The sequence below is a fragment of the Pseudomonas fluorescens genome (genome assembly GCF_018614655.1).
GTDB lineage: Bacteria > Pseudomonadota > Gammaproteobacteria > Pseudomonadales > Pseudomonadaceae > Aquipseudomonas > Aquipseudomonas fluorescens_BX.
On sequence record NZ_JAGGOG010000002.1, the window covers coordinates 235,277 to 252,612 of the forward strand.

Consider the following 17,336-nt stretch of genomic DNA (forward strand, 5'->3'; position numbering starts at 1 on the left):
TCTCGTGAAAAGAATCCAACAGGGCGTTCTTTATTTTTTACGCAAGTTTTGCGCCAAAATGTTACAGAGTCACGATTGACGGGGGCTGCAGCGGCATCTATCAGCAATCGCAAGTCATTGGAATTAATGGCATTCCGCTATAGCGTTACCGACTGACTCACTTTTACAAAGAAAAAACGCACCAAAAACACACACAAAAAGTAAGTGACGCCCCATAAAAGGGCTGATAAGGACCGTTTGCCCGGTTAACCCTTCCAACACCCGGCCAAAGCTGGCAACATCGCGCCCTTTTTTACGCGAAGCACACGGAGTTTCTGGTTCAAACGGCTGTTCGGTTGTTGATGGCGCGACACACTGCTGTGCCGATGCGACAACCTGCCATACGCCACCCAGTTACCTCCCGTACCGCTGTTGGCTGTCATCCAAACGCTATGCTAGCTTGGCGCCTCGCCAGGAAGGCGAGCCAACAGCAGGAGCGCAATGAACACAATGAGGACCGCACATGGCTGAGGCCACGCCCGCGCTTGAAATCCGCAACTTGCATAAACGCTACGGTGAGCTGGAGGTGCTTAAAGGTATCTCGCTGACCGCCCGCGACGGCGATGTGATCTCGATCCTGGGTTCCTCCGGTTCCGGCAAGTCCACGTTCCTGCGTTGTATCAACCTGCTGGAAAACCCGCACCAGGGGCAAATCCTGGTGGCCGGCGAAGAACTCAAGCTCAAAGCCGCAAAAAACGGCGAGCTAATGGCCGCCGACGGCAAACAGATCAACCGCCTGCGCAGCGAAATCGGTTTTGTGTTTCAAAACTTTAACCTGTGGCCGCACATGAGCATCCTCGACAACATCATCGAGGCCCCGCGCCGGGTGCTCGGCCAGAGCAAGGCCGAGGCCATCGAAGTCGCCGAAGCCCTGCTGGCCAAGGTCGGCATCAGCGACAAGCGCCACGCCTACCCCGCGCAACTGTCCGGCGGCCAGCAACAACGCGCCGCGATTGCCCGCACCCTGGCGATGCAACCCAAGGTCATCCTGTTCGATGAGCCGACCTCGGCCCTTGACCCGGAAATGGTTCAGGAAGTACTTAATGTGATCCGCGCACTGGCCGAAGAAGGCCGCACCATGCTGCTGGTCACCCATGAAATGGGCTTTGCCCGTCAGGTGTCCAGTGAAGTGGTGTTCCTCCACCAGGGCCTGGTCGAAGAGCAAGGATCGCCACAGCAGGTGTTCGAGAACCCGCTTTCGGCGCGCTGCAAACAATTCATGTCCAGCAACCGCTAACGGAGCAACATGCATGCAGAACTATAAGAAATTCCTCCTGGCTGCCGCCGTATCGATGGCGTTCAGTGCCTCGGCCATGGCTGAGACCTTGAAAATGGGGATCGAAGCGGCTTACCCGCCGTTCAACAATAAAGATGCCAGCGGTAACGTCGTGGGCTTCGACAAAGACATCGGCGACGCCCTCTGCGCCAAGATGAAAGTCGAGAAGTGCGAAGTGTATGTCTCGGATTGGGACGGCATCATTCCGGCCCTGAACGCCAAGAAGTTCGACTTCCTGGTCTCCTCGCTGTCCATCACCGATGAACGCAAGCAGGCCGTCGACTTCACCGACCCGTACTACTCCAACAAGCTGCAGTTCATCGCACCTAAAGCCACCAAAGATTTCAAGACCGACGCCGCTTACCTGAAGGACAAGATCATCGGCGCACAACGCGCAACGCTGGCCGGTACCTACCTGGAAGACAAGCTGCCTGGCACCCCCCCCAAGCTCTATGACACCCAGGAAAACGCCTACCTCGACCTGACTTCCGGTCGCCTGGACGGAATCCTCGCCGACAAGTACGTGCAGTACGAATGGCTCAAGAGCGAAGACGGCTCGGCCTACGAGTTCAAAGGCGACCCGGTGGTGGAAAGCGACAAGATCGGTATTGCCGTGCGTAAAGGCGACCCGCTGCGCGAGCGTCTGAACAAGGCACTGGCCGAAATCAAGGCCGACGGCACCTACAAGAAGATCAACGACAAGTACTTCCCTTTCAGCATCGAATGATCTGAATTGCCTGTCTGGCGCGCTCGCTTGAGCGCGTCGGTCCTGAGCTTTGCCTTGCGAAACGACTAATCATGAATTTCGATCTCTACGGATTCGGCCCGGCGCTCGCAGCCGGCGCGCTGATGACCGTCAAACTGGCGCTCACGGCCTTGTGCCTGGGGCTGGTGCTGGGCCTGGCTGGTGCCTTGGCCAAGACTTCTCCGTACAAGCCGTTGCAATGGCTTGGCGGCGCTTACTCGACAGTGGTTCGCGGTATCCCGGAACTGCTGTGGGTGCTGTTGATTTACTTCGGCACCGTCAACCTGATGCGTGCCCTCGGGGAGTTTTTCGGTAACCCCGACCTGTCCCTCAGCGCCTTCGCCGCCGGCGTGATCGCCCTGGGCCTGTGCTTCGGTGCCTATGCCACGGAAGTGTTTCGCGGCGCGATCCTGGCCATTCCCAAGGGCCACCGTGAAGCCGGTGTCGCACTGGGTCTGTCGAAATTTCGCATCTTCACCCGGTTGATCATGCCGCAGATGTGGCGCATCGCCCTGCCGGGCCTGGGCAACCTGTTCATGATTTTGATGAAGGACACCGCGCTGGTTTCGGTGATCGGCCTGGAAGAAATCATGCGCCACGCGCAGATCGGCGTAACCGTTACCAAGCAGCCGTTCACCTTCTTCATGGTCGCGGCCTTCATGTACCTGGGCCTCACCGTCCTGGCCATGACCGGCATGTACTTCCTGGAAAAACGTGCCGCACGCGGCTTTGCGAGGAGCACGCAATGAGTGGCGACTACAGCTGGCTGTCGCATTTCGACCTCGGCCTGAACTGGGCGGTGATCATCAAATGGCTGCCGAAACTGGCCCAGGGCGCGACCCTGACCATGGAACTGGTGGCCATCGCGGTCATCGCCGGCTTGCTGCTGGCAATTCCGCTGGGCATCGCGCGCTCGTCACGCCTGTGGTACGTGCGCACCCTGCCCTACTGCTACATTTTCTTCTTCCGTGGCACGCCACTGTTGGTGCAACTGTTCCTGGTCTATTACGGCCTGGCGCAGTTCGATGCAGTGCGCGAAAGCGCGATGTGGCCATACCTGCGGGACCCGTTCTGGTGCGCCACCGCCACCATGACCCTGCACACCGCCGCCTATATCGCCGAGATCCTGCGGGGCGCGATCCAGGCCATTCCGCCGGGTGAAATCGAAGCCGCGCGGGCTTTGGGCATGTCCAAACCCAAGGCGTTGTTCTACATCATCCTGCCGCGTGCGGCGCGCATCGGCCTGCCGGCCTACAGCAACGAAGTGATCCTGATGCTCAAGGCCAGCGCCCTGGCCAGCACCGTGACCTTGCTGGAACTGACCGGCATGGCCCGTACCATCATTGCCCGGACCTACCTGCCGGTGGAGATCTTCTTCGCCGCCGGGCTGTTCTACCTGCTTATGGCCTATGTGCTGGTACGCGGCTTCAAACTGCTGGAACGCTGGTTGCGGGTCGATGCCTGCCAGGGACGCTGAAACCGTGTTGACGGGTGAGCACCTGCTCGCCCGCTTCCAGGCGTTGGACGCCTTCCTGATCGAACACCAAGGGCTGTGGCGACCACGGCCCTTTACCCACCTGCAATTGCCGTGGGAAGCGCAACATCCCGAAATGGCCCAATGGCTGCGTCAGCGTTCACTGGCGCAGGCCGAAAGCAGCCATAACCAACCCCATGACCTACCCGCCCCAGCGCCTTTTCCTCATCTGGCCGAGCAGGCTATTCATCTCAGTGCTGTGGATAAGTTACCGGCCCGTCCCCTTGATGCCGCCCAGCATCGCTTGAACGTCGATGTACCCGGCCGCAAGTGGCAACAAATCGAAGCCTTCGGCAGCGCCCTGCAATTTTCCAAAACACCACGCCACTGGCTGGACTGGTGCTCCGGCAAGGGCCATCTCGGCCGCCGCCTGCTGCAACCGGGGCAACACCTGACCTGCCTCGAATACGATCCTGCCCTCATCGCTTCGGGCCAAGTCCTGAGCGATCACCATCGACTGCCGGTCACGCACCGTCAGCAGGATGTAATGGCGGCCGATGCGGCCTTGCAACTCGGTCACGAACACACGCCCGTCGCCCTGCATGCCTGCGGCGACCTGCACGTGCGCCTGATGCAACTGGCCAGCGCCGCCGGCTGCAAACAATTGGCGGTGGCGCCTTGCTGTTATAACCGCACCCGCGCTGACCACTACCAAGCGCTGTCGGTTACGGCCCGTGCGTCTGCCCTGCGCCTATCGGTAGAAGACCTCGGCCTGCCCTTGAGTGAAACCGTCACCGCCGGCGCCCGTGTGCGCCATCAGCGGGATATCTCCATGGCCAGGCGCCTGGGGTTTGATGGGCTGCAACGGCAACTGCGTGGGTGCGACGAGTACTTGCCCACACCCTCCCTGCCCAGCCATTGGCTGGATAAACCCTTCGCCGATTACTGCCACGAACTGGCAGCGCTCAAAGGTTTATCCACAGGTGAACAGAATTGGCAGGTGCTGGAAGCCCAAGGCTGGAAACGCTTGGCCGAAGTGCGAAACCTGGAATTGCTGCGTGGCCTGTTTCGGCGCCCGTTGGAGCTATGGCTGGTGCTGGATCGGGCACTTTTTCTAGTGGAAAAAGGCTACAACGTACGGCTAGGCGCCTTCTGCGAAACACCCCTGACCCCACGCAACTTGATGGTGCTTGCCGAGCGCGATTAGAGGGCAAAATACCGCACCCGTGCCCTGTGGATAACTCTGTTGATGAATTTTCGGCGAAGGCCCTAGCAGCAGGCGCTAGAGGCTAAAAGGCAAGCTGGTCATTTTTTGCACACAAAATAAAACGCACGAAAAACAGGCAGTTGCAGCGTGATGAGAACGGCTCCACAAAATAGCCGTTTCATGACATGTCGAACCAACGGATTGTGCATAAGCATCCGTAGCTAGGGGCATAAGCAGGCCGGTGATGGCTCCAATCAGCGGTAGAAAAACTCATGGATATCATCAGCACTGCTCAGTTAAGCGATGTAGGAGCGAGCTTGCTCGCGAAAAACGTCCGGACGACGCGTTCATTCTGGATAAACGTGGTGGTCCTGAGCCCTTCGCGAGCAAGCTCGCTCCTACCGTTTCCTTAAGGCCATGCGGGTAACTTTGTTATCCAGCGGGCCGCTCTTCGGGCGAGCGGGAAACAGTCTGTTTAATGGTTAAGCTCTTTCAGAAGCGCCTCGGCGGCCAGCTTTCCAAGGTTGTTGGAGGCCAGCGGGCTGTCTCCAGTGATCAACCGACGATCCTGATGACATTGCCCGGTGATGCCCGTATTCAGAATCTCGACCCCGAGCTTTTGCAGGTTTTCACCCACCAGCCAAGGCAGCGGGCCTGGCATGTAGCCGATGTCGATATTGGCGCCGGTGTCCAGCGAGTCCGGGAACACACAAATCTTGTAGCCCTTGAACAGAAAATCCCCGGCCTGCTCATCAACAGCGGCCGCCAGCAATGCAGCAGGACCATGACAGAGGGTAATGACGAATTTGTCGTTGCCCATCGCCCACTGCAACACCTGCTTGACCTCCTTGCTGTGAGGAATCCCCGACAGCGCCCCATGCCCGCCTGGAATAAACACAGCGACATAGTCCTGCTCAAGAGTGGGCAACACATCCGCGAGCTTTTTCGGTTGCTTCAGGGCAGGCAGGTACTTGTGATAAATCGACCGGACCGCCTCATCCTCACCGGGCATGGCCCACATCTCCAGCTTCACCGGGTTGCCGGACAGGGTCACCACCTCCATGCCAAAGCCGGCTTTATCCAGGTGATACATCGGCAGAAGCATCTCCACAGGGTGATTGCCCGTCGAAAACATCGTGCCGTTCTGCATCAGGAGGTAGCGTTCATCGGTAGCAATCACCAACACCTTGCCCTTACCGGTGTAAGGCTTCGGATAATCCGCCCCGGCAAAATCGGTTTTTGATGAGGTGTATTGGCTAAGGGAATACGCAGACGGGAAAAATGCATTCTGCTCGGCAGGGTCCGGGGTCGGCTTTCTATCTGCATCAAGGGACTGAGTCATCAAGGCTTCCTTACATCAGAGATTGAGCTGACGACGATTTGCCGTCACCGTTGAAACACTAAAGCGCAAGATCAGGACTGGGTATGAGGGATATCCCTCATGGGCCAGCGGCGGGCATTCATGGATCATCCGCACAACTGTAGTGGAGTAGCGATGACAGACTTTGCCAACATCCTGTTCGACAGCGTTGCCCGCGTGCGTAAGGCGCCGGATGCCCAAGGCGTGTGCCAGGCCATAGTCGACTTCTCGGCCAGGCTGGGTTTCGACCGCGTCATCGTCTGCAGCGTTTCATCCCGGCCGACCGATGACGACATCATTGATGAACTGTTCTTCGTCCACGGAGACTGGGCCGAAGGCCGCAGCGCCGAAGAGCGAGACGCCTACCTGCTGCACTGCCCCATCACCCGACATATTCTCGAAATGGAAGAACCGTTTTTCTGGTCGAAAAACCCATCGAGCAATGCCGGGCGCATGAACTATCGGATCGTGCGAGGCATTCGCGACCTGGGCGAGATCAATGGCATCCAAGTGCCGGTATTCGGCCGTACCGGACTGGAAGGCGCGGTTTCCTTCGGCACCGACACCCTCGACTTAAGCCCCAGCCTCAAACTGGCCGCACAGGCCTTCTGCTCGGCGGCCTTCTTTGCGTTGAGACACCATCGCTATCCCGGCGCCCACCCCGTAACGCCCGCGCTGACCGAACGCGAGCGGGAGGTGTTGCAGTGGGTGGCCTTGGGCAAACAACAGTCGGAGGTCGCGGCGATTTTGATGATTTCCGAACGCACCGTGGAAAACCACCTGCGCTCCGCCAGAAAGCGCTTGGGCGCGGCGTCTACGGCGCACGCGGTGGCGCGGGCGATGAGGCTGGGGGATATCGAAATCTGAGGGTTGGTGAGGGAAAAGCCGGGGCTACGAAAAATAGTCTGAATTCAGGGGTTTACAGAAGCTTGCCAATCGCTATAATCGTCGCCCTAACACGCCGGTATAGCTCAGTTGGTAGAGCAACTGACTTGTAATCAGTAGGTCCCGGGTTCGACTCCTGGTGCCGGCACCACATTAGGCTCCATTGCATTCCACCGAATGCTCTGGAAGCCCCGAAAACCCGCCCTTTGGCGGGTTTTTTCGTTCCAGGACCCTCTGTCGGGATCCAACAAAATCCCCCTTCCCTGAGGGTATGTTAGGGGTACTGCGATTTTCCGATCAGGAGCGCGTACCCCTATGCCACGTCTAGCGATCCCCCTCAGCGACCTGCAATGCCGCACGGCCAAACCCCGCGAACGCGCCTACAAGCTTTTCGACGGCGGCGGCATGTACCTATTCGTGAAACCCAACGGCGTCAAGACCTGGCGCTTGCGATACTTCAAGCCCAGCGGCAAGGAAGGCACGCTGATCATCGGCAACTACCCTATCGTCCCGCTGGCCGTCGCCCGACGTAAACGCGACGAAGCCAAAGCGCTGCTGCTAGATAACCTCGACCCCATGGAAGAGAAGAAGAAGGCCAAAGTCGCCGCCCAACGAGCGGCACTGCTTTTTGAAACCGTGGCGTTAGAGTGGCATGGGGAAATGTCGCGCCGCTGGACCGAGGGCCACGCCAAAACAGTGATGAGCCGACTGCGCACCCACGTCTTCCCGTTGATTGGTCAAAGGCCCATCGCTGAACTGGATACCCATGACCTCCTAGAGATCACCCAACGAATCAAGGAACGGGGCACGATGGATGTGGCGCTCAGGGTGCAGAACTACCTGTCCACCATCATGCGTGGGGCCAAAAGGGCCCGGCAAATCACCCAGAACCCAGCCCTCGACCTGGCCGGTTCGATCTACGCACCGCGCACGGTGCATCGCCCTGCCCTCTCACTCAACCGCTTACCTGAACTGCTTGAGCGCATCGACAACTACAAAGGCCGAGAACTGACCCGGCTCGCGGTGCTACTCACCCTGCATGTGTTCGTCCGCTCCAGTGAGTTACGTTTTGCTCGGTGGAGCGAGTTCGACCTGCAGCGAGCCATGTGGGAGATACCTGATACGCGCAAAGCGATCGATGGGGTACCCAACTCCACTCGCGGCACCAAGATGAACGGAGATATCCAGATCGTCCCGCTGTCGCCACAGGTCATTGAAATTCTGGAACGGCTGCGGAGCATGAACCGCTTCTCCGAACTGGTACTGCCCGGCGACCACAAGTATTGGAAGCCGATCTCCGAAAACACGGTGAATCAGGTTCTGCGCAACATGGGCTATGACACGACCAAGGAAGTCTGCGGGCACGGCTTCAGGACCATGGCCTGTAGCGCCCTGCTGGAGTCTGGGTTATGGACCGACGCAGCCATCGAAAGACAAATGAGCCACAAGGAACGCAACCGCGTGCGCGCCGCGTATATCCACAAAGCTGAATTTCTGGAGCAGCGCCGGCTGATCATGGCGTGGTGGAGCAACTACATCGACGCCAACCGCCATGGGCATGTGACGCCCCACGAATTCGCTCACCCCGTCGGCGACAACATCACGGCCCTACAAAATAGCCGTGGCGCATCCAAACGTGGATAAGCGTGTGAGATCACTGTTGTCCACCCTTCCACGCGGGTCCATCCAAGCGGGGCTGCAAAGCCGCCCTGCTTGGATGGACCTCATTTAAAAAAATCTAAAGCCCACGCAAATTGTCTGTGGAAAACCATAGATTTCCACCGGTGGATAATTTCATCCACAGCCGCAGAATCCCAGAAAACTCGAGCCTTGACCGAAACTATCCACAGGCGTAGAAAAGATCGGGCAAAGCGCTGTCTTTGACAGCAACCCAGGTAGCCAGAACCTTTAAGGCTACGCCACACTGTGGTGGTTCTCCCAAAGTGCGATTAGCGTCCGGTGGCTCGCACGGTCACAGCGATGTGATGGATGCCTACTTTTACCAGTATGCCCGCTGCGGCAACTCATCCTTTTTCATAGCTGCCCTGCAGCAACCTATCCGCTTGGCCATTTCACTGCGCCAACCTGCGCCCGTCTCTTTCTTCCGGAAAGAGACGGGCGCTCCTACGGCTGCTGCAGCCCACCTCGTACAAGGCTTTGCGGCATTCCCCCTCGTGACAATTGGCGTGACAAACACCGAAGTCACCAGCAACAGCGATGCAGATGATGGTGCCGCAGCCCACGGAATGGACTGCACCTGACTGACAGTCAGGCATGCCCCAGTCATCGCTTCACTGCCTTCACCCGACTCAGGATCTCGCGGCGCTGGTCTCGTCAGCCAGTGCAGCCTCCACCCGCCCACTTCTTTGGAGGTGCTCAGGAGGCCAGATCATGAGATGCCCAAGCCCCCGGTCGTAAGGAGCCGCAGGTCCCGCGTTAGTGGACAACCCTCACAGGTCGCAGGGGCCTTGATCCCTGATAACACTCAACATTCTTGGCGGGATGACGTGGGGAAAGTTTTAAAAGTATTGGCTTCGAGAGGAGTTCGATCATGGCACTGGTAGGTAAACGTGATGGGCGCAATTTTGGCTATGGCCGGCAACTGAGTTATGCCGGGCCACAGGCACTACGTGATCTGTTTGGCGGCGAGCATTACGGGACGGTCAAAACACACAGAGATCGTTGGCTGGCGTTTGTACGCTGGTGTCGGTCGGAGGATGGCCCGGGAATTAATGACGCACGGCAGATTGATCGGCAGACCTTGCTGGATTACGCGGAGCATCTGCGTCACCTGGTTGAGCGCAGAGATCTCGCCATCGCCACTGCGCAAAACCGATTGTCCAGCGTCAATCGAACCTTGGCAGCGCTTCGCGGTGATCAGTATGTGAAAGTGCCGAGTCCGAGCAAGACGCTAGGAATGCGGCGCACCAGTGTTCGTCGTTCGGTGCCGCAGGGCCAAGAACGCGAACATGTGAAGAGGGTCGTAGAGGTGCTTTGCGCACACAGCAGCCGCGTGCCGCGGCCATCGCTCAATTAGCGCGAGCCACCGGCATGCGCTTACGTGAGGCCATTTTGGCCGACCTTCCGGGCTTAAAACGTGAGGCCGAACAATACGGCAAGATCAACATCCAGGATGGCACCAAGGGGGGCCGCTCAGGTGCCTCGGCACCTCGCTGGATCAGGGCGGATGATCATATTCGCGAGGCGCTGAGATTCGCCGAACAGGTCTCACCCGACGGTAGCCGCAACCTACTTGCACCGAACGAAACCTACCTCGATTTCCAACGGGGAATCGTCCGTCCTGCACGGGACATCCTCCATCAGTACAACCTCAAAGGCTTCCACGAATTGCGGGCAGCCTATGCGTGCGAACGCTATGAGCAAATCACCCACCATCCAGCCCCCATCAACGGCGGCCATTGCTATCAACTCGACCGACGTCTCGATCAGGAAGCCCGAGTACAAATCAGCTATGAGCTGGGGCACAACCGTATCGTCGTGGTGGCCGCTTACATTGGTGGTCGCGCATGAGCACGGTATTCGATATGGATCTGTTCCTGACGGGCGTCCTGACCGGGTCGCATACCACGCGCCAACGCCACCTGCGTCAGGCGAAGGCCATCCAAACAGCGATCACTGAGCGCTGGCAACGCGACAATCCATGGACTTGGCAGAGAAAACACCTTGCGTGGTTTTTGAATCACCACCTAAACCAGCACACTCAATCGACGCGCTATTACTATTTGCTGACCATGCAATTACTCACTCATCGCTTAGGAAAATCCTGGCAGTTCAACCTCTAAACGAAGGTCAGAAAACGGCCAAAAGAAGACGTTGCATCATAGATGCTGAAAGCTGTCTTCGGCTGACGGGCAATTCAGAATTCAAAATCAGACGCTAGCCATCAATCAGGCAAGACTACTCGTATCTCGCGAGAGCCGATCGGGCTGCCTGTCGCCTTGTCTATTGCTATAGCGTCGATTTCGGTACCTGCCAGCGCGTCGTAAAAGCGTACTACGTTGCCTCCAGCCCTGTGCTTTCGACCCCATGCCCCAATCATGAACAGAACGGGCAGGAAGTCGATACCTGCTTCCGTCAGCAAATACTCATCGCGTGGTGGCCGCTCGGAGTAACGCTTTTTCTCCAGCAGTCCGGTCTCCGTAAGCATTGCCAAGCGCTTGGTGAGAATCGTCGGAGCGATACCTAAGCTTTTTCTGAATTCGTCAAAGCGACGAATACCACTGTGTGCATCCCTGAGTATCAAAATGCTCCATTGATCACCGACCGATTGGAGACTTCGCTCGATCAGGCATGGGATGTCCAAAAATAATTCGCTGTTCATATCATTTCGACATCGACTAAGTATCTTATTGATAGTAACCTATGTGCCATATCTAGTCCAGCAGCAGCTAAGAGGCAGGTGGAATTTCTTAGGCGGGATCATCCGACGGCTGGAGCAGGACGAGCGGCTCAAGCCGCGATTGATATGCCACATGTGCGACTGAAATCCGAAACTTCGGCTCGCATTGGATCTTGGATCTGAAAGCCGCGCCGCCGCTCGACGTGCGCATCCTGGTGAGCAATATGAACAAAAGCGCAGTCCGATATACCTGTGTCACTTGTGGCATTTGCTGCAAAGAAAGATTAATTCCGTTAACAATAAAGGAAGCTGAGCAATGGCTCGTTCGTGGTGATGACGTCGCGATCATACTTGAAGCCTTCAGCCTTTCTGTACTACCTGATAAATCGCCAGAATTTATTCACAACAGTAGCCGAGCGGCCACAGTCAATACTGGCAGCCAGCGTGTTAACGTCATTGCCATCTTTACAGCAAACGCTTTAAACCAATGCCCTCATCTGCAAGAAGATAATTTGTGCGGAATTTATGAAGAGCGACCACTTGTGTGTCGCATATATCCAATGGAAATCAACCCATTCATCGAACTGCGCGAAGGAAATAAGGTGTGCCCGCCTGAGTCATGGGAAAGTGGCGAAATTCTATGCTCCGATGGCATAGCGAATCCCCCCTTACAGCGTTTAATCAGTCAATCTAGACAGGCGGATATCAAGGACGCCTTTGCCAAGGTCGCAATTTGTGAGGCGCTAGGGATGACGGTTGCAAGCTGGAAAAGTGAAGGGCTGGCAGTGTATTTTCCAGAATCCGATGCGCTGCTCGCAGCCATCCGGGCAAGCAATACCAAAGGCTTTACGCTAAGTGAACAATGGAGCATTCGCACTGACAACCAAGAGCGGCGACACCAACTCGCCGAATCGGGTGTTCTGCTGGCGCCTGATAATGCGAACAACTATATCTATCAAACCTTATAGTTGTTTCGAAACCATTCGGCGTTGACGCATTTATCTCAAACACGGCAACAATCGAATGGTCGATATTGCCTACTATATATACAGAAGGTATTCCAATGAGTGCAACCAAAGATCAATGGGTTTTGATTACCGGAGCATCAAGTGGCTTCGGCGAAGAGTTTGCAAAACAGTATGCCGAACTGGGCCACCCATTGGTTTTGGTAGCTCGCCGACTAGACCGTCTTCAATTGCTCGCAGGGTCTCTGCGCGCCGCGCATGGCATAGACGTTGTGGTTGAACAGGTCGATCTATCCGAGAGTGAAGCCGTGGTGAAACTTCACTCTGACCTTGTGCGTCGTAACATCCACATCGAGATCCTGATCAACAATGCCGGCCACGGGCTGCAAGGGCCTTTTCTGGAGAGCCCGCTGGAGGATACCCTCGCGATGATCCAGCTCGATATCACAAGCCTGACTGCCATGACCCACCTTTTTGGACAAGACATGAGGCGGCGAAAGCATGGAAAAATCCTTCAGGTTGCAAGCCTGCTCGCTTACCAAGGCGTTGTGGATTTTGCCGTTTACTCAGCGGCGAAGGCTTACGTTCTGCGCTTCAGTGAAGCGTTGCATAGAGAATTCAAAGTGGATGGCGTAACGATCACGGCTCTATGTCCGGGCATGACAGATACGGGATTCGCCAGCGCAGCCAACCAGAAAATTACACTCGGCTTAAAAATGATGATGATGCAGCCAGCTCCTGTGGTGCGAGCAGGTATAAGAGCACTTCAAGCCGGACGCATCAGCGTTGTGCCAGGGATGCTGAACAAGCTGAATGTGATCTTCATGTGGGCCACTCCGCGCTGGTTGCATCAGGCGGTGTTCTCTCGGGTAATGAATGGCTGAGACGGCAATTAATGGTGATAAATATCGGGCCTCCTCAAGGATGAGGAACAGATAAGCAGAGTGCGTGCAGCAACAAATGATGTAAGCATCTAGCTCGCGACAGGCTGCTTTTGGCCGCTTTCTGCCTGCCACAACCGGCTGCAACCGGTCATGCGTGCCCGCGAAAGGTCGCAGGCGAGCAAATCAATCACGTATGACGAGCAAACTCGGTCGCATTTTTAACGCGAAATAGCCATCCACCCTGCGCAGCCGGTCATCACGCCGGCGGAGGCGCGATTCAAGCGCTTCATGGCCATGGGTGATTGAATAGCGCGCTTGATGCGCGAAGCCGCCACGAGATAGGCCAGCTGGATAGTCAGATCGATGCCAATGCCCAGCGCCGTGATGAATATCACTTCCGGCGCAGAAAGAGCAGTGAGATCAAACGCATGAGGCAAGACTGCTCCGAAAAATACAACTGCTTTCGGATTGCTCAGCGTTAGCAGTGCTCCGCTGAGCAAGCCTCGTGAAACCGAGCGTTGTGGAGTCGCTGGGGACTGCTCTGTGTTCTTTGACCAAAGGTTCCAAGCAATGAAAAGAATGAAGGCAACGCCTAGCCACTTCACCGCAACGAACAGTTGTTCAAACTGAAGAGCCAGCGCGGCGAGGCCAAGCGTAGCGACTAGAAGCCAGACGGCATTGCCAAGTACCATCCCACCAATAAACGGCACTGTGGACTTTGCGCCGCGCGAGACAACTTGGCCCAGTAGTGCACCTTGAGCAGGGCCAGGAATCGCAGCCGCGATGGCAAACGGAACCACGAAAAACCAGATCGACGAATCAACTAACACGATAAAGCTCTCATTGTGTTGTACATGGTCTCGATCCTCGCACTCCGATACGAAGCCCGCAAGCAAACCTTCAGTCAAATATCCGTTCCGCTAAGTTTCAATCTCAGCGTGGGATGCAATCGAACAGATGCGTAGGCCAGTTTCAGCTTTCGTTCAGAACACCCAGTGGGGTTCGAGTATCTGTCTAAAGCGAAAGGCAGCTTTTGGCCGTCTGCTGTCTGTCGCCACGGCAGCTTTTGGCGGATTCCAACCTATTCTCGACGGAGGGGATGATCAACAACGTTCGAATTCGGGAGGTTTACCATTCCGTATGCGACTCTGAATTACTTGCAGACCGAGAACGTACCGACATCTAAAAAATCCCGAGTTCGATTCCACCGAACGCCATAACTAGCTGATTTGTTTATAGTTACTAGTTGAGGTACGCCGAATTTTCCAGCGAACTCCAGCCCCCCGGAAAACCTAGTCTCGCCGAAACATACCGCTCGTCTGGTGCCGCACCAAAACAAAGCCCTCGCAAAAATGCGAGGGCTTTGTTGTTTCTGGGGTATGCGTTGTTGCGCCTGCCCCTCCCCGCATAGCAATTCGATTGCGCGCTCTATGAATTTTTTAGCGCCTACACAAAGTGCAGATATGTCCTTCTCAGGAAAAGGCACCGGATCCATTTTCTCAAGTTGCACCCCTCCCCCCACCACGCTAACCTCCCCCGGTCGCTGCCAATTCAGCGACCGGGCCTGAGAACCCGACATGATGCAGGCGCAACAGCGCCCCAACCACGATTTGCAGGCGTTTTTTTATGCCGGTAGTTTCGTGCAATGGCGGCTGTGCGTGGGAGACCTTCGGGTCTGCCGGGTTCCTGTATCTCCGGTTCTCAGCCTGCGCACAGCTGCCACCCATTCGCCTGAGAACGATGGTGGTAGCTCTCACTTGATATGGGAGTTTTACCGATGCGCGCTCTAGATCCATCCGATGTTTGCCCAACCCGCAACAGGGGTGGCGCCCAATGACTAACCCAGAAAGCCTCACCACCCTTGGCCTCACGCCGTTCTCCTTCCACGCTGATCAACCCTTGTTCCGCGTTAATAGTGGCGTTCCCATTTCCACTGCCCTGACTCACGTTTCCGACTTGCTCCATGTCGCCAAGCTGCTCGCCGAAGATGCGGCCATGACCAAACACACCGACCGCTATGCCTGGGCTTCGCATTTCTTGCAGGAGATGAGCAAGGCGGTGATCGACGATGTGGTGAAGGTGCTGACTTCGCCGGGCAATAGCATCTGCGAATAGCCTTCCTTCAGGTCGCGTATGGCTTTGCCTTGCGCGACCGTCCCCTGCATCAGCAGCAAGCTGGTAGCACTTAGCCATATTCTAATTGACACCCCTTCCCTGGTCCTTTAAAACCCACGCTCCTTATTTATGGCTGTTGGCTTAGGGGTCGATGGATTCGTGGGCGCTGTGTTTATCCAATAGCCCAGCGTTTTCGTTGAAGGCCATCGCGGGCAAGTCGAATCGTCGCACCGCCGCTCCCACAGAAAAGCCGCTAAAGCCTGTTTTCCTTTATTGAGACATGGATGTCGAAGAAGCTCCCTCTTTTCACCCGCCGCCGCTGTTGCCTCGCCCTTCTGATTGGGCTGCTGGCAATCCTCGATCCCTTCGGCCTGGCCAGTTCCAGCGACAAGGCGTCCGCCGAGTGGTTTAACCGCATGCTTTCCAGCAGCTACCCGAGCACCGGCCAGCAGCAGGTGGCGGTGGTGTTGATCGATGACGCTTATCTGATGCGCAACAACACTTCATGGCCAATGCCTTACGGCGAGCAGAGCAAGCTGTTCAAGCGTTTGCTGGCCTACAAACCCAAGGCGGTGTTTGTGGATTTGTTGTACAGCCACGATCACTCCCTGGGTGATCCGGCTCGGGGCAGTCAGTTGTTGGCGAATGTGTTTGAACGGTATCAGCGTCAGGGTATTCCGTTGTTTCTGGCCAATACCGGTGTGGCGCGAGGGGTGGATGGGCAGGCGAATACGTTGGCGCCGTTTGCCGGAGTCAGTCGGCCGGCGGTGGTGGTGTGGGATGGGGTGGAGGATGCCTATCCGTTGGCGTTCAAGGCGCCGTTGGGGGTGATGGAGACGCCGGCCATGGCGCTCTATCGCGAGTACTGCAAGACGCAGGCGTGCGGGCAGTTGCCTGCGGATGTGCAGGCCGCTGTGGAGTCGCCGCCGGTTGCGGTGCAATGGGGGCTCAAGTTGGCGCCGGAGCAGGCGCGTATCAAGGACCTCAGCGATTGCGCCTCGCCGTCGCATTTTCTGCCGGACTGGCTGATGCAGTTGGGCCAGGCGGTGTTCTGGAGGTTTGACGACTCGTCCCAGACACGCTGCGCCTATAGTTTGAAGCTGTCGGCCACGGATCTGGAGGTCAGTTCGCCCGAGGATCAGGCCTTGATTGGGGAACTGTTGCGGGACCGCTTGGTGTTGGTCGGGGCGAATATCACCTCCACCGGCGATCTGGTGCAGTCCCCGGTTCATGGGCAGATTCCCGGGGTTTATCTGCATGCCATGGCGTTGGATAACCTGATCACCTGGGGCATGGACTATGACCGTGAGCCGGGCAGCCTGGGGCTGGTCAATATCAGCTGGCTGGATGGGTTGACCCTTGGACTACTGGCGTTGATTGCTGTGTTCAAGGCGTTGCACGCCCGGCAGTTGGCCAAGCAACCTGCGTGGACACGCTGGCCATCCTGGGAGCGTCGCCTTTTTTCTTCACCGTATCCGTCGTGGTTACTGAGCCTGCTCGTACTGGGGGCGGTGTGCTGGGTACTGCGATACAACCACTACACCGCCGTCAACGTACTGGGTATTACGTTGCTGTCATTGCTGCTGCTCAGCGATCGGTTCGACGCTTTTTTCAACCCGCCTTCTCGTCTTACTCAAGGAACTCAAGGATGAACAAAACCCTTATCGTGTTACTCGTCGCCTTCTTCAGCCAGGCCGCGTGGGCAGACACTCACAGCATCAAGGCATTCCTCGCCGACCCGGTAGCGGTGCTGGACGAGCAAGGCAAGCAGCAACGCGATCTGCCACGCAAAGACGCGCCAACCCAGCCGGTGCCGGTGTTGCAGTACAACAAGGTATTGGACCTGGTGCAGGTGGAACTGGCGGGTCAGAAGGTCTGGCTGGACACCATGGACGTGCGCATCGAGCCGCCGCTGAATATCACGGAGTTGCCGTGCGACAAGCTGACCAAGAGCCAGACCAAGGACAGTCATAACAACTCCACCATCGGTTTTGGTGCGGGCTGTAATCAATAAAAAAGGAGCGTC

General features: G+C 56.8%; 16 protein-coding genes, 1 tRNA gene and 1 pseudogene. 15 read left to right on the forward strand and 3 right to left on the reverse strand.

Annotated elements, in window-relative coordinates; translation table 11 throughout:
* The first annotated feature begins 502 nt into the window (after positions 1–502).
* The 5 genes from J7E41_RS01865 (at position 503) to J7E41_RS01885 (ending at position 4,741) form a co-directional block, all read left to right on the forward strand.
* Positions 503–1,276 carry an ABC transporter ATP-binding protein gene (locus tag J7E41_RS01865; RefSeq protein ID WP_017738342.1) on the forward strand — a complete coding sequence of 258 codons (774 nt, stop codon included), beginning with the start codon at positions 503–505 and terminating at the stop codon, positions 1,274–1,276.
* A 13-nt stretch (positions 1,277–1,289) separates the two neighbouring features.
* Entirely contained in the window at positions 1,290–2,042 is a 753-nt protein-coding gene (locus J7E41_RS01870) for an ABC transporter substrate-binding protein (RefSeq protein WP_214989705.1), read from the forward strand.
* Positions 2,043–2,113: 71 nt separating this feature from the next.
* Positions 2,114–2,809 (forward strand): ABC transporter permease, encoded by a 696-nt coding sequence (locus J7E41_RS01875; protein WP_155582971.1) that lies wholly within the window; start codon positions 2,114–2,116, stop codon positions 2,807–2,809.
* Between the two features lie 38 nt (positions 2,810–2,847).
* Entirely contained in the window at positions 2,848–3,537 is a 690-nt protein-coding gene (locus J7E41_RS01880) for an ABC transporter permease (RefSeq protein WP_169357962.1), read from the forward strand.
* Entirely contained in the window at positions 3,518–4,741 is a 1,224-nt protein-coding gene (locus J7E41_RS01885) for a methyltransferase (protein WP_214989706.1), read from the forward strand. The genes J7E41_RS01880 and J7E41_RS01885 overlap by 20 nt, the downstream gene beginning before the upstream one ends.
* A 475-nt stretch (positions 4,742–5,216) precedes the next feature.
* On the opposite strand, the gene hchA is transcribed toward J7E41_RS01885, so the two are convergent.
* The gene (hchA, locus tag J7E41_RS01890; RefSeq protein WP_214989707.1) at positions 5,217–6,083 is read right to left on the reverse strand and encodes a glyoxalase III HchA; all 867 of its coding nucleotides are present in this window, start codon (positions 6,081–6,083) and stop codon (positions 5,217–5,219) included.
* Between the two features lie 153 nt (positions 6,084–6,236).
* Here hchA and J7E41_RS01895 point away from each other — a divergent pair, with 153 nt between their 5' ends.
* From J7E41_RS01895 to J7E41_RS01915, 5 genes and pseudogenes are all read left to right on the forward strand, one after another.
* Positions 6,237–6,968: a PA1136 family autoinducer-binding transcriptional regulator gene (locus J7E41_RS01895; RefSeq protein ID WP_214989708.1), complete on the forward strand. Its 732-nt coding sequence runs from the start codon at positions 6,237–6,239 to the stop codon at positions 6,966–6,968.
* A 93-nt stretch (positions 6,969–7,061) separates the two neighbouring features.
* A tRNA-Thr gene (locus tag J7E41_RS01900) sits at positions 7,062–7,137 on the forward strand.
* Between the two features lie 164 nt (positions 7,138–7,301).
* A complete protein-coding gene (locus J7E41_RS01905; protein ID WP_214989709.1) occupies positions 7,302–8,630 on the forward strand; it encodes a tyrosine-type recombinase/integrase in 1,329 nt (442 codons plus the stop codon).
* Positions 8,631–9,537: 907 nt separating this feature from the next.
* A pseudogene (locus J7E41_RS01910) lies at positions 9,538–10,517 on the forward strand (integrase domain-containing protein).
* Entirely contained in the window at positions 10,514–10,789 is a 276-nt protein-coding gene (locus J7E41_RS01915; RefSeq protein WP_214989710.1) for a hypothetical protein, read from the forward strand. Before J7E41_RS01910 ends, J7E41_RS01915 begins: the two are co-directional and overlap by 4 nt.
* A gap of 101 nt (positions 10,790–10,890) precedes the next feature.
* Here J7E41_RS01915 and J7E41_RS01920 read toward each other — a convergent pair whose 3' ends face one another.
* Positions 10,891–11,328, reverse strand: a complete 438-nt coding sequence (locus tag J7E41_RS01920; RefSeq protein WP_214989711.1) for a winged helix-turn-helix transcriptional regulator — start codon at positions 11,326–11,328, stop codon at positions 10,891–10,893.
* A 191-nt stretch (positions 11,329–11,519) separates the two neighbouring features.
* Between J7E41_RS01920 and J7E41_RS01925 the strand changes: the two genes are divergently transcribed.
* The gene (locus J7E41_RS01925) at positions 11,520–12,314 is read left to right on the forward strand and encodes a YkgJ family cysteine cluster protein (RefSeq protein WP_251029293.1); all 795 of its coding nucleotides are present in this window, start codon (positions 11,520–11,522) and stop codon (positions 12,312–12,314) included.
* A 95-nt stretch (positions 12,315–12,409) separates the two neighbouring features.
* Entirely contained in the window at positions 12,410–13,195 is a 786-nt protein-coding gene (locus J7E41_RS01930; protein WP_214989712.1) for an SDR family NAD(P)-dependent oxidoreductase, read from the forward strand.
* Between the two features lie 218 nt (positions 13,196–13,413).
* Here the strand turns inward: J7E41_RS01930 and J7E41_RS01935 are convergent, their stop codons facing one another.
* Positions 13,414–14,103 carry a LysE family translocator gene (locus J7E41_RS01935; protein ID WP_251029294.1) on the reverse strand — a complete coding sequence of 230 codons (690 nt, stop codon included), beginning with the start codon at positions 14,101–14,103 and terminating at the stop codon, positions 13,414–13,416.
* Between the two features lie 925 nt (positions 14,104–15,028).
* On the opposite strand from J7E41_RS01935, the gene J7E41_RS01940 reads away from it, so the two are divergent.
* The 3 genes from J7E41_RS01940 (at position 15,029) to J7E41_RS01950 (ending at position 17,324) form a co-directional block, all read left to right on the forward strand.
* Positions 15,029–15,310, forward strand: coding sequence for a DUF3077 domain-containing protein (locus tag J7E41_RS01940; protein ID WP_214989713.1), 282 nt, complete (start codon positions 15,029–15,031; stop codon positions 15,308–15,310).
* Between the two features lie 284 nt (positions 15,311–15,594).
* Positions 15,595–16,962: a CHASE2 domain-containing protein gene (locus tag J7E41_RS01945; protein WP_214989714.1), complete on the forward strand. Its 1,368-nt coding sequence runs from the start codon at positions 15,595–15,597 to the stop codon at positions 16,960–16,962.
* Positions 16,959–17,324, forward strand: a complete 366-nt coding sequence (locus J7E41_RS01950; protein WP_214989715.1) for a hypothetical protein — start codon at positions 16,959–16,961, stop codon at positions 17,322–17,324. Before J7E41_RS01945 ends, J7E41_RS01950 begins: the two co-directional genes overlap by 4 nt.
* Positions 17,325–17,336: the final 12 nt, after the last annotated feature.

What these genes read in the sequence shown, in the direction of transcription:
- J7E41_RS01945 (WP_214989714.1), top strand. Translation starts at nt 15,595, where the DNA reads ATGTCGAAGAAGCTCCCTCTTTTCACCCGCCGCCGCTGTTGCCTCGCC.
- J7E41_RS01870 (WP_214989705.1), top strand. Translation starts at nt 1,290, where the DNA reads ATGCAGAACTATAAGAAATTCCTCCTGGCTGCCGCCGTATCGATGGCG.
- J7E41_RS01905 (WP_214989709.1), top strand. Translation starts at nt 7,302, where the DNA reads ATGCCACGTCTAGCGATCCCCCTCAGCGACCTGCAATGCCGCACGGCC.
- J7E41_RS01875 (WP_155582971.1), top strand. Translation starts at nt 2,114, where the DNA reads ATGAATTTCGATCTCTACGGATTCGGCCCGGCGCTCGCAGCCGGCGCG.
- J7E41_RS01885 (WP_214989706.1), top strand. Translation starts at nt 3,518, where the DNA reads ATGCCTGCCAGGGACGCTGAAACCGTGTTGACGGGTGAGCACCTGCTC.
- J7E41_RS01930 (WP_214989712.1), top strand. Translation starts at nt 12,410, where the DNA reads ATGAGTGCAACCAAAGATCAATGGGTTTTGATTACCGGAGCATCAAGT.
- J7E41_RS01895 (WP_214989708.1), top strand. Translation starts at nt 6,237, where the DNA reads ATGACAGACTTTGCCAACATCCTGTTCGACAGCGTTGCCCGCGTGCGT.
- J7E41_RS01920 (WP_214989711.1), bottom strand. Translation starts at nt 11,328, where the DNA reads ATGAACAGCGAATTATTTTTGGACATCCCATGCCTGATCGAGCGAAGT.
- J7E41_RS01865 (WP_017738342.1), top strand. Translation starts at nt 503, where the DNA reads ATGGCTGAGGCCACGCCCGCGCTTGAAATCCGCAACTTGCATAAACGC.
- hchA (WP_214989707.1), bottom strand. Translation starts at nt 6,083, where the DNA reads ATGACTCAGTCCCTTGATGCAGATAGAAAGCCGACCCCGGACCCTGCC.
- J7E41_RS01950 (WP_214989715.1), top strand. Translation starts at nt 16,959, where the DNA reads ATGAACAAAACCCTTATCGTGTTACTCGTCGCCTTCTTCAGCCAGGCC.
- J7E41_RS01915 (WP_214989710.1), top strand. Translation starts at nt 10,514, where the DNA reads ATGAGCACGGTATTCGATATGGATCTGTTCCTGACGGGCGTCCTGACC.
- J7E41_RS01940 (WP_214989713.1), top strand. Translation starts at nt 15,029, where the DNA reads ATGACTAACCCAGAAAGCCTCACCACCCTTGGCCTCACGCCGTTCTCC.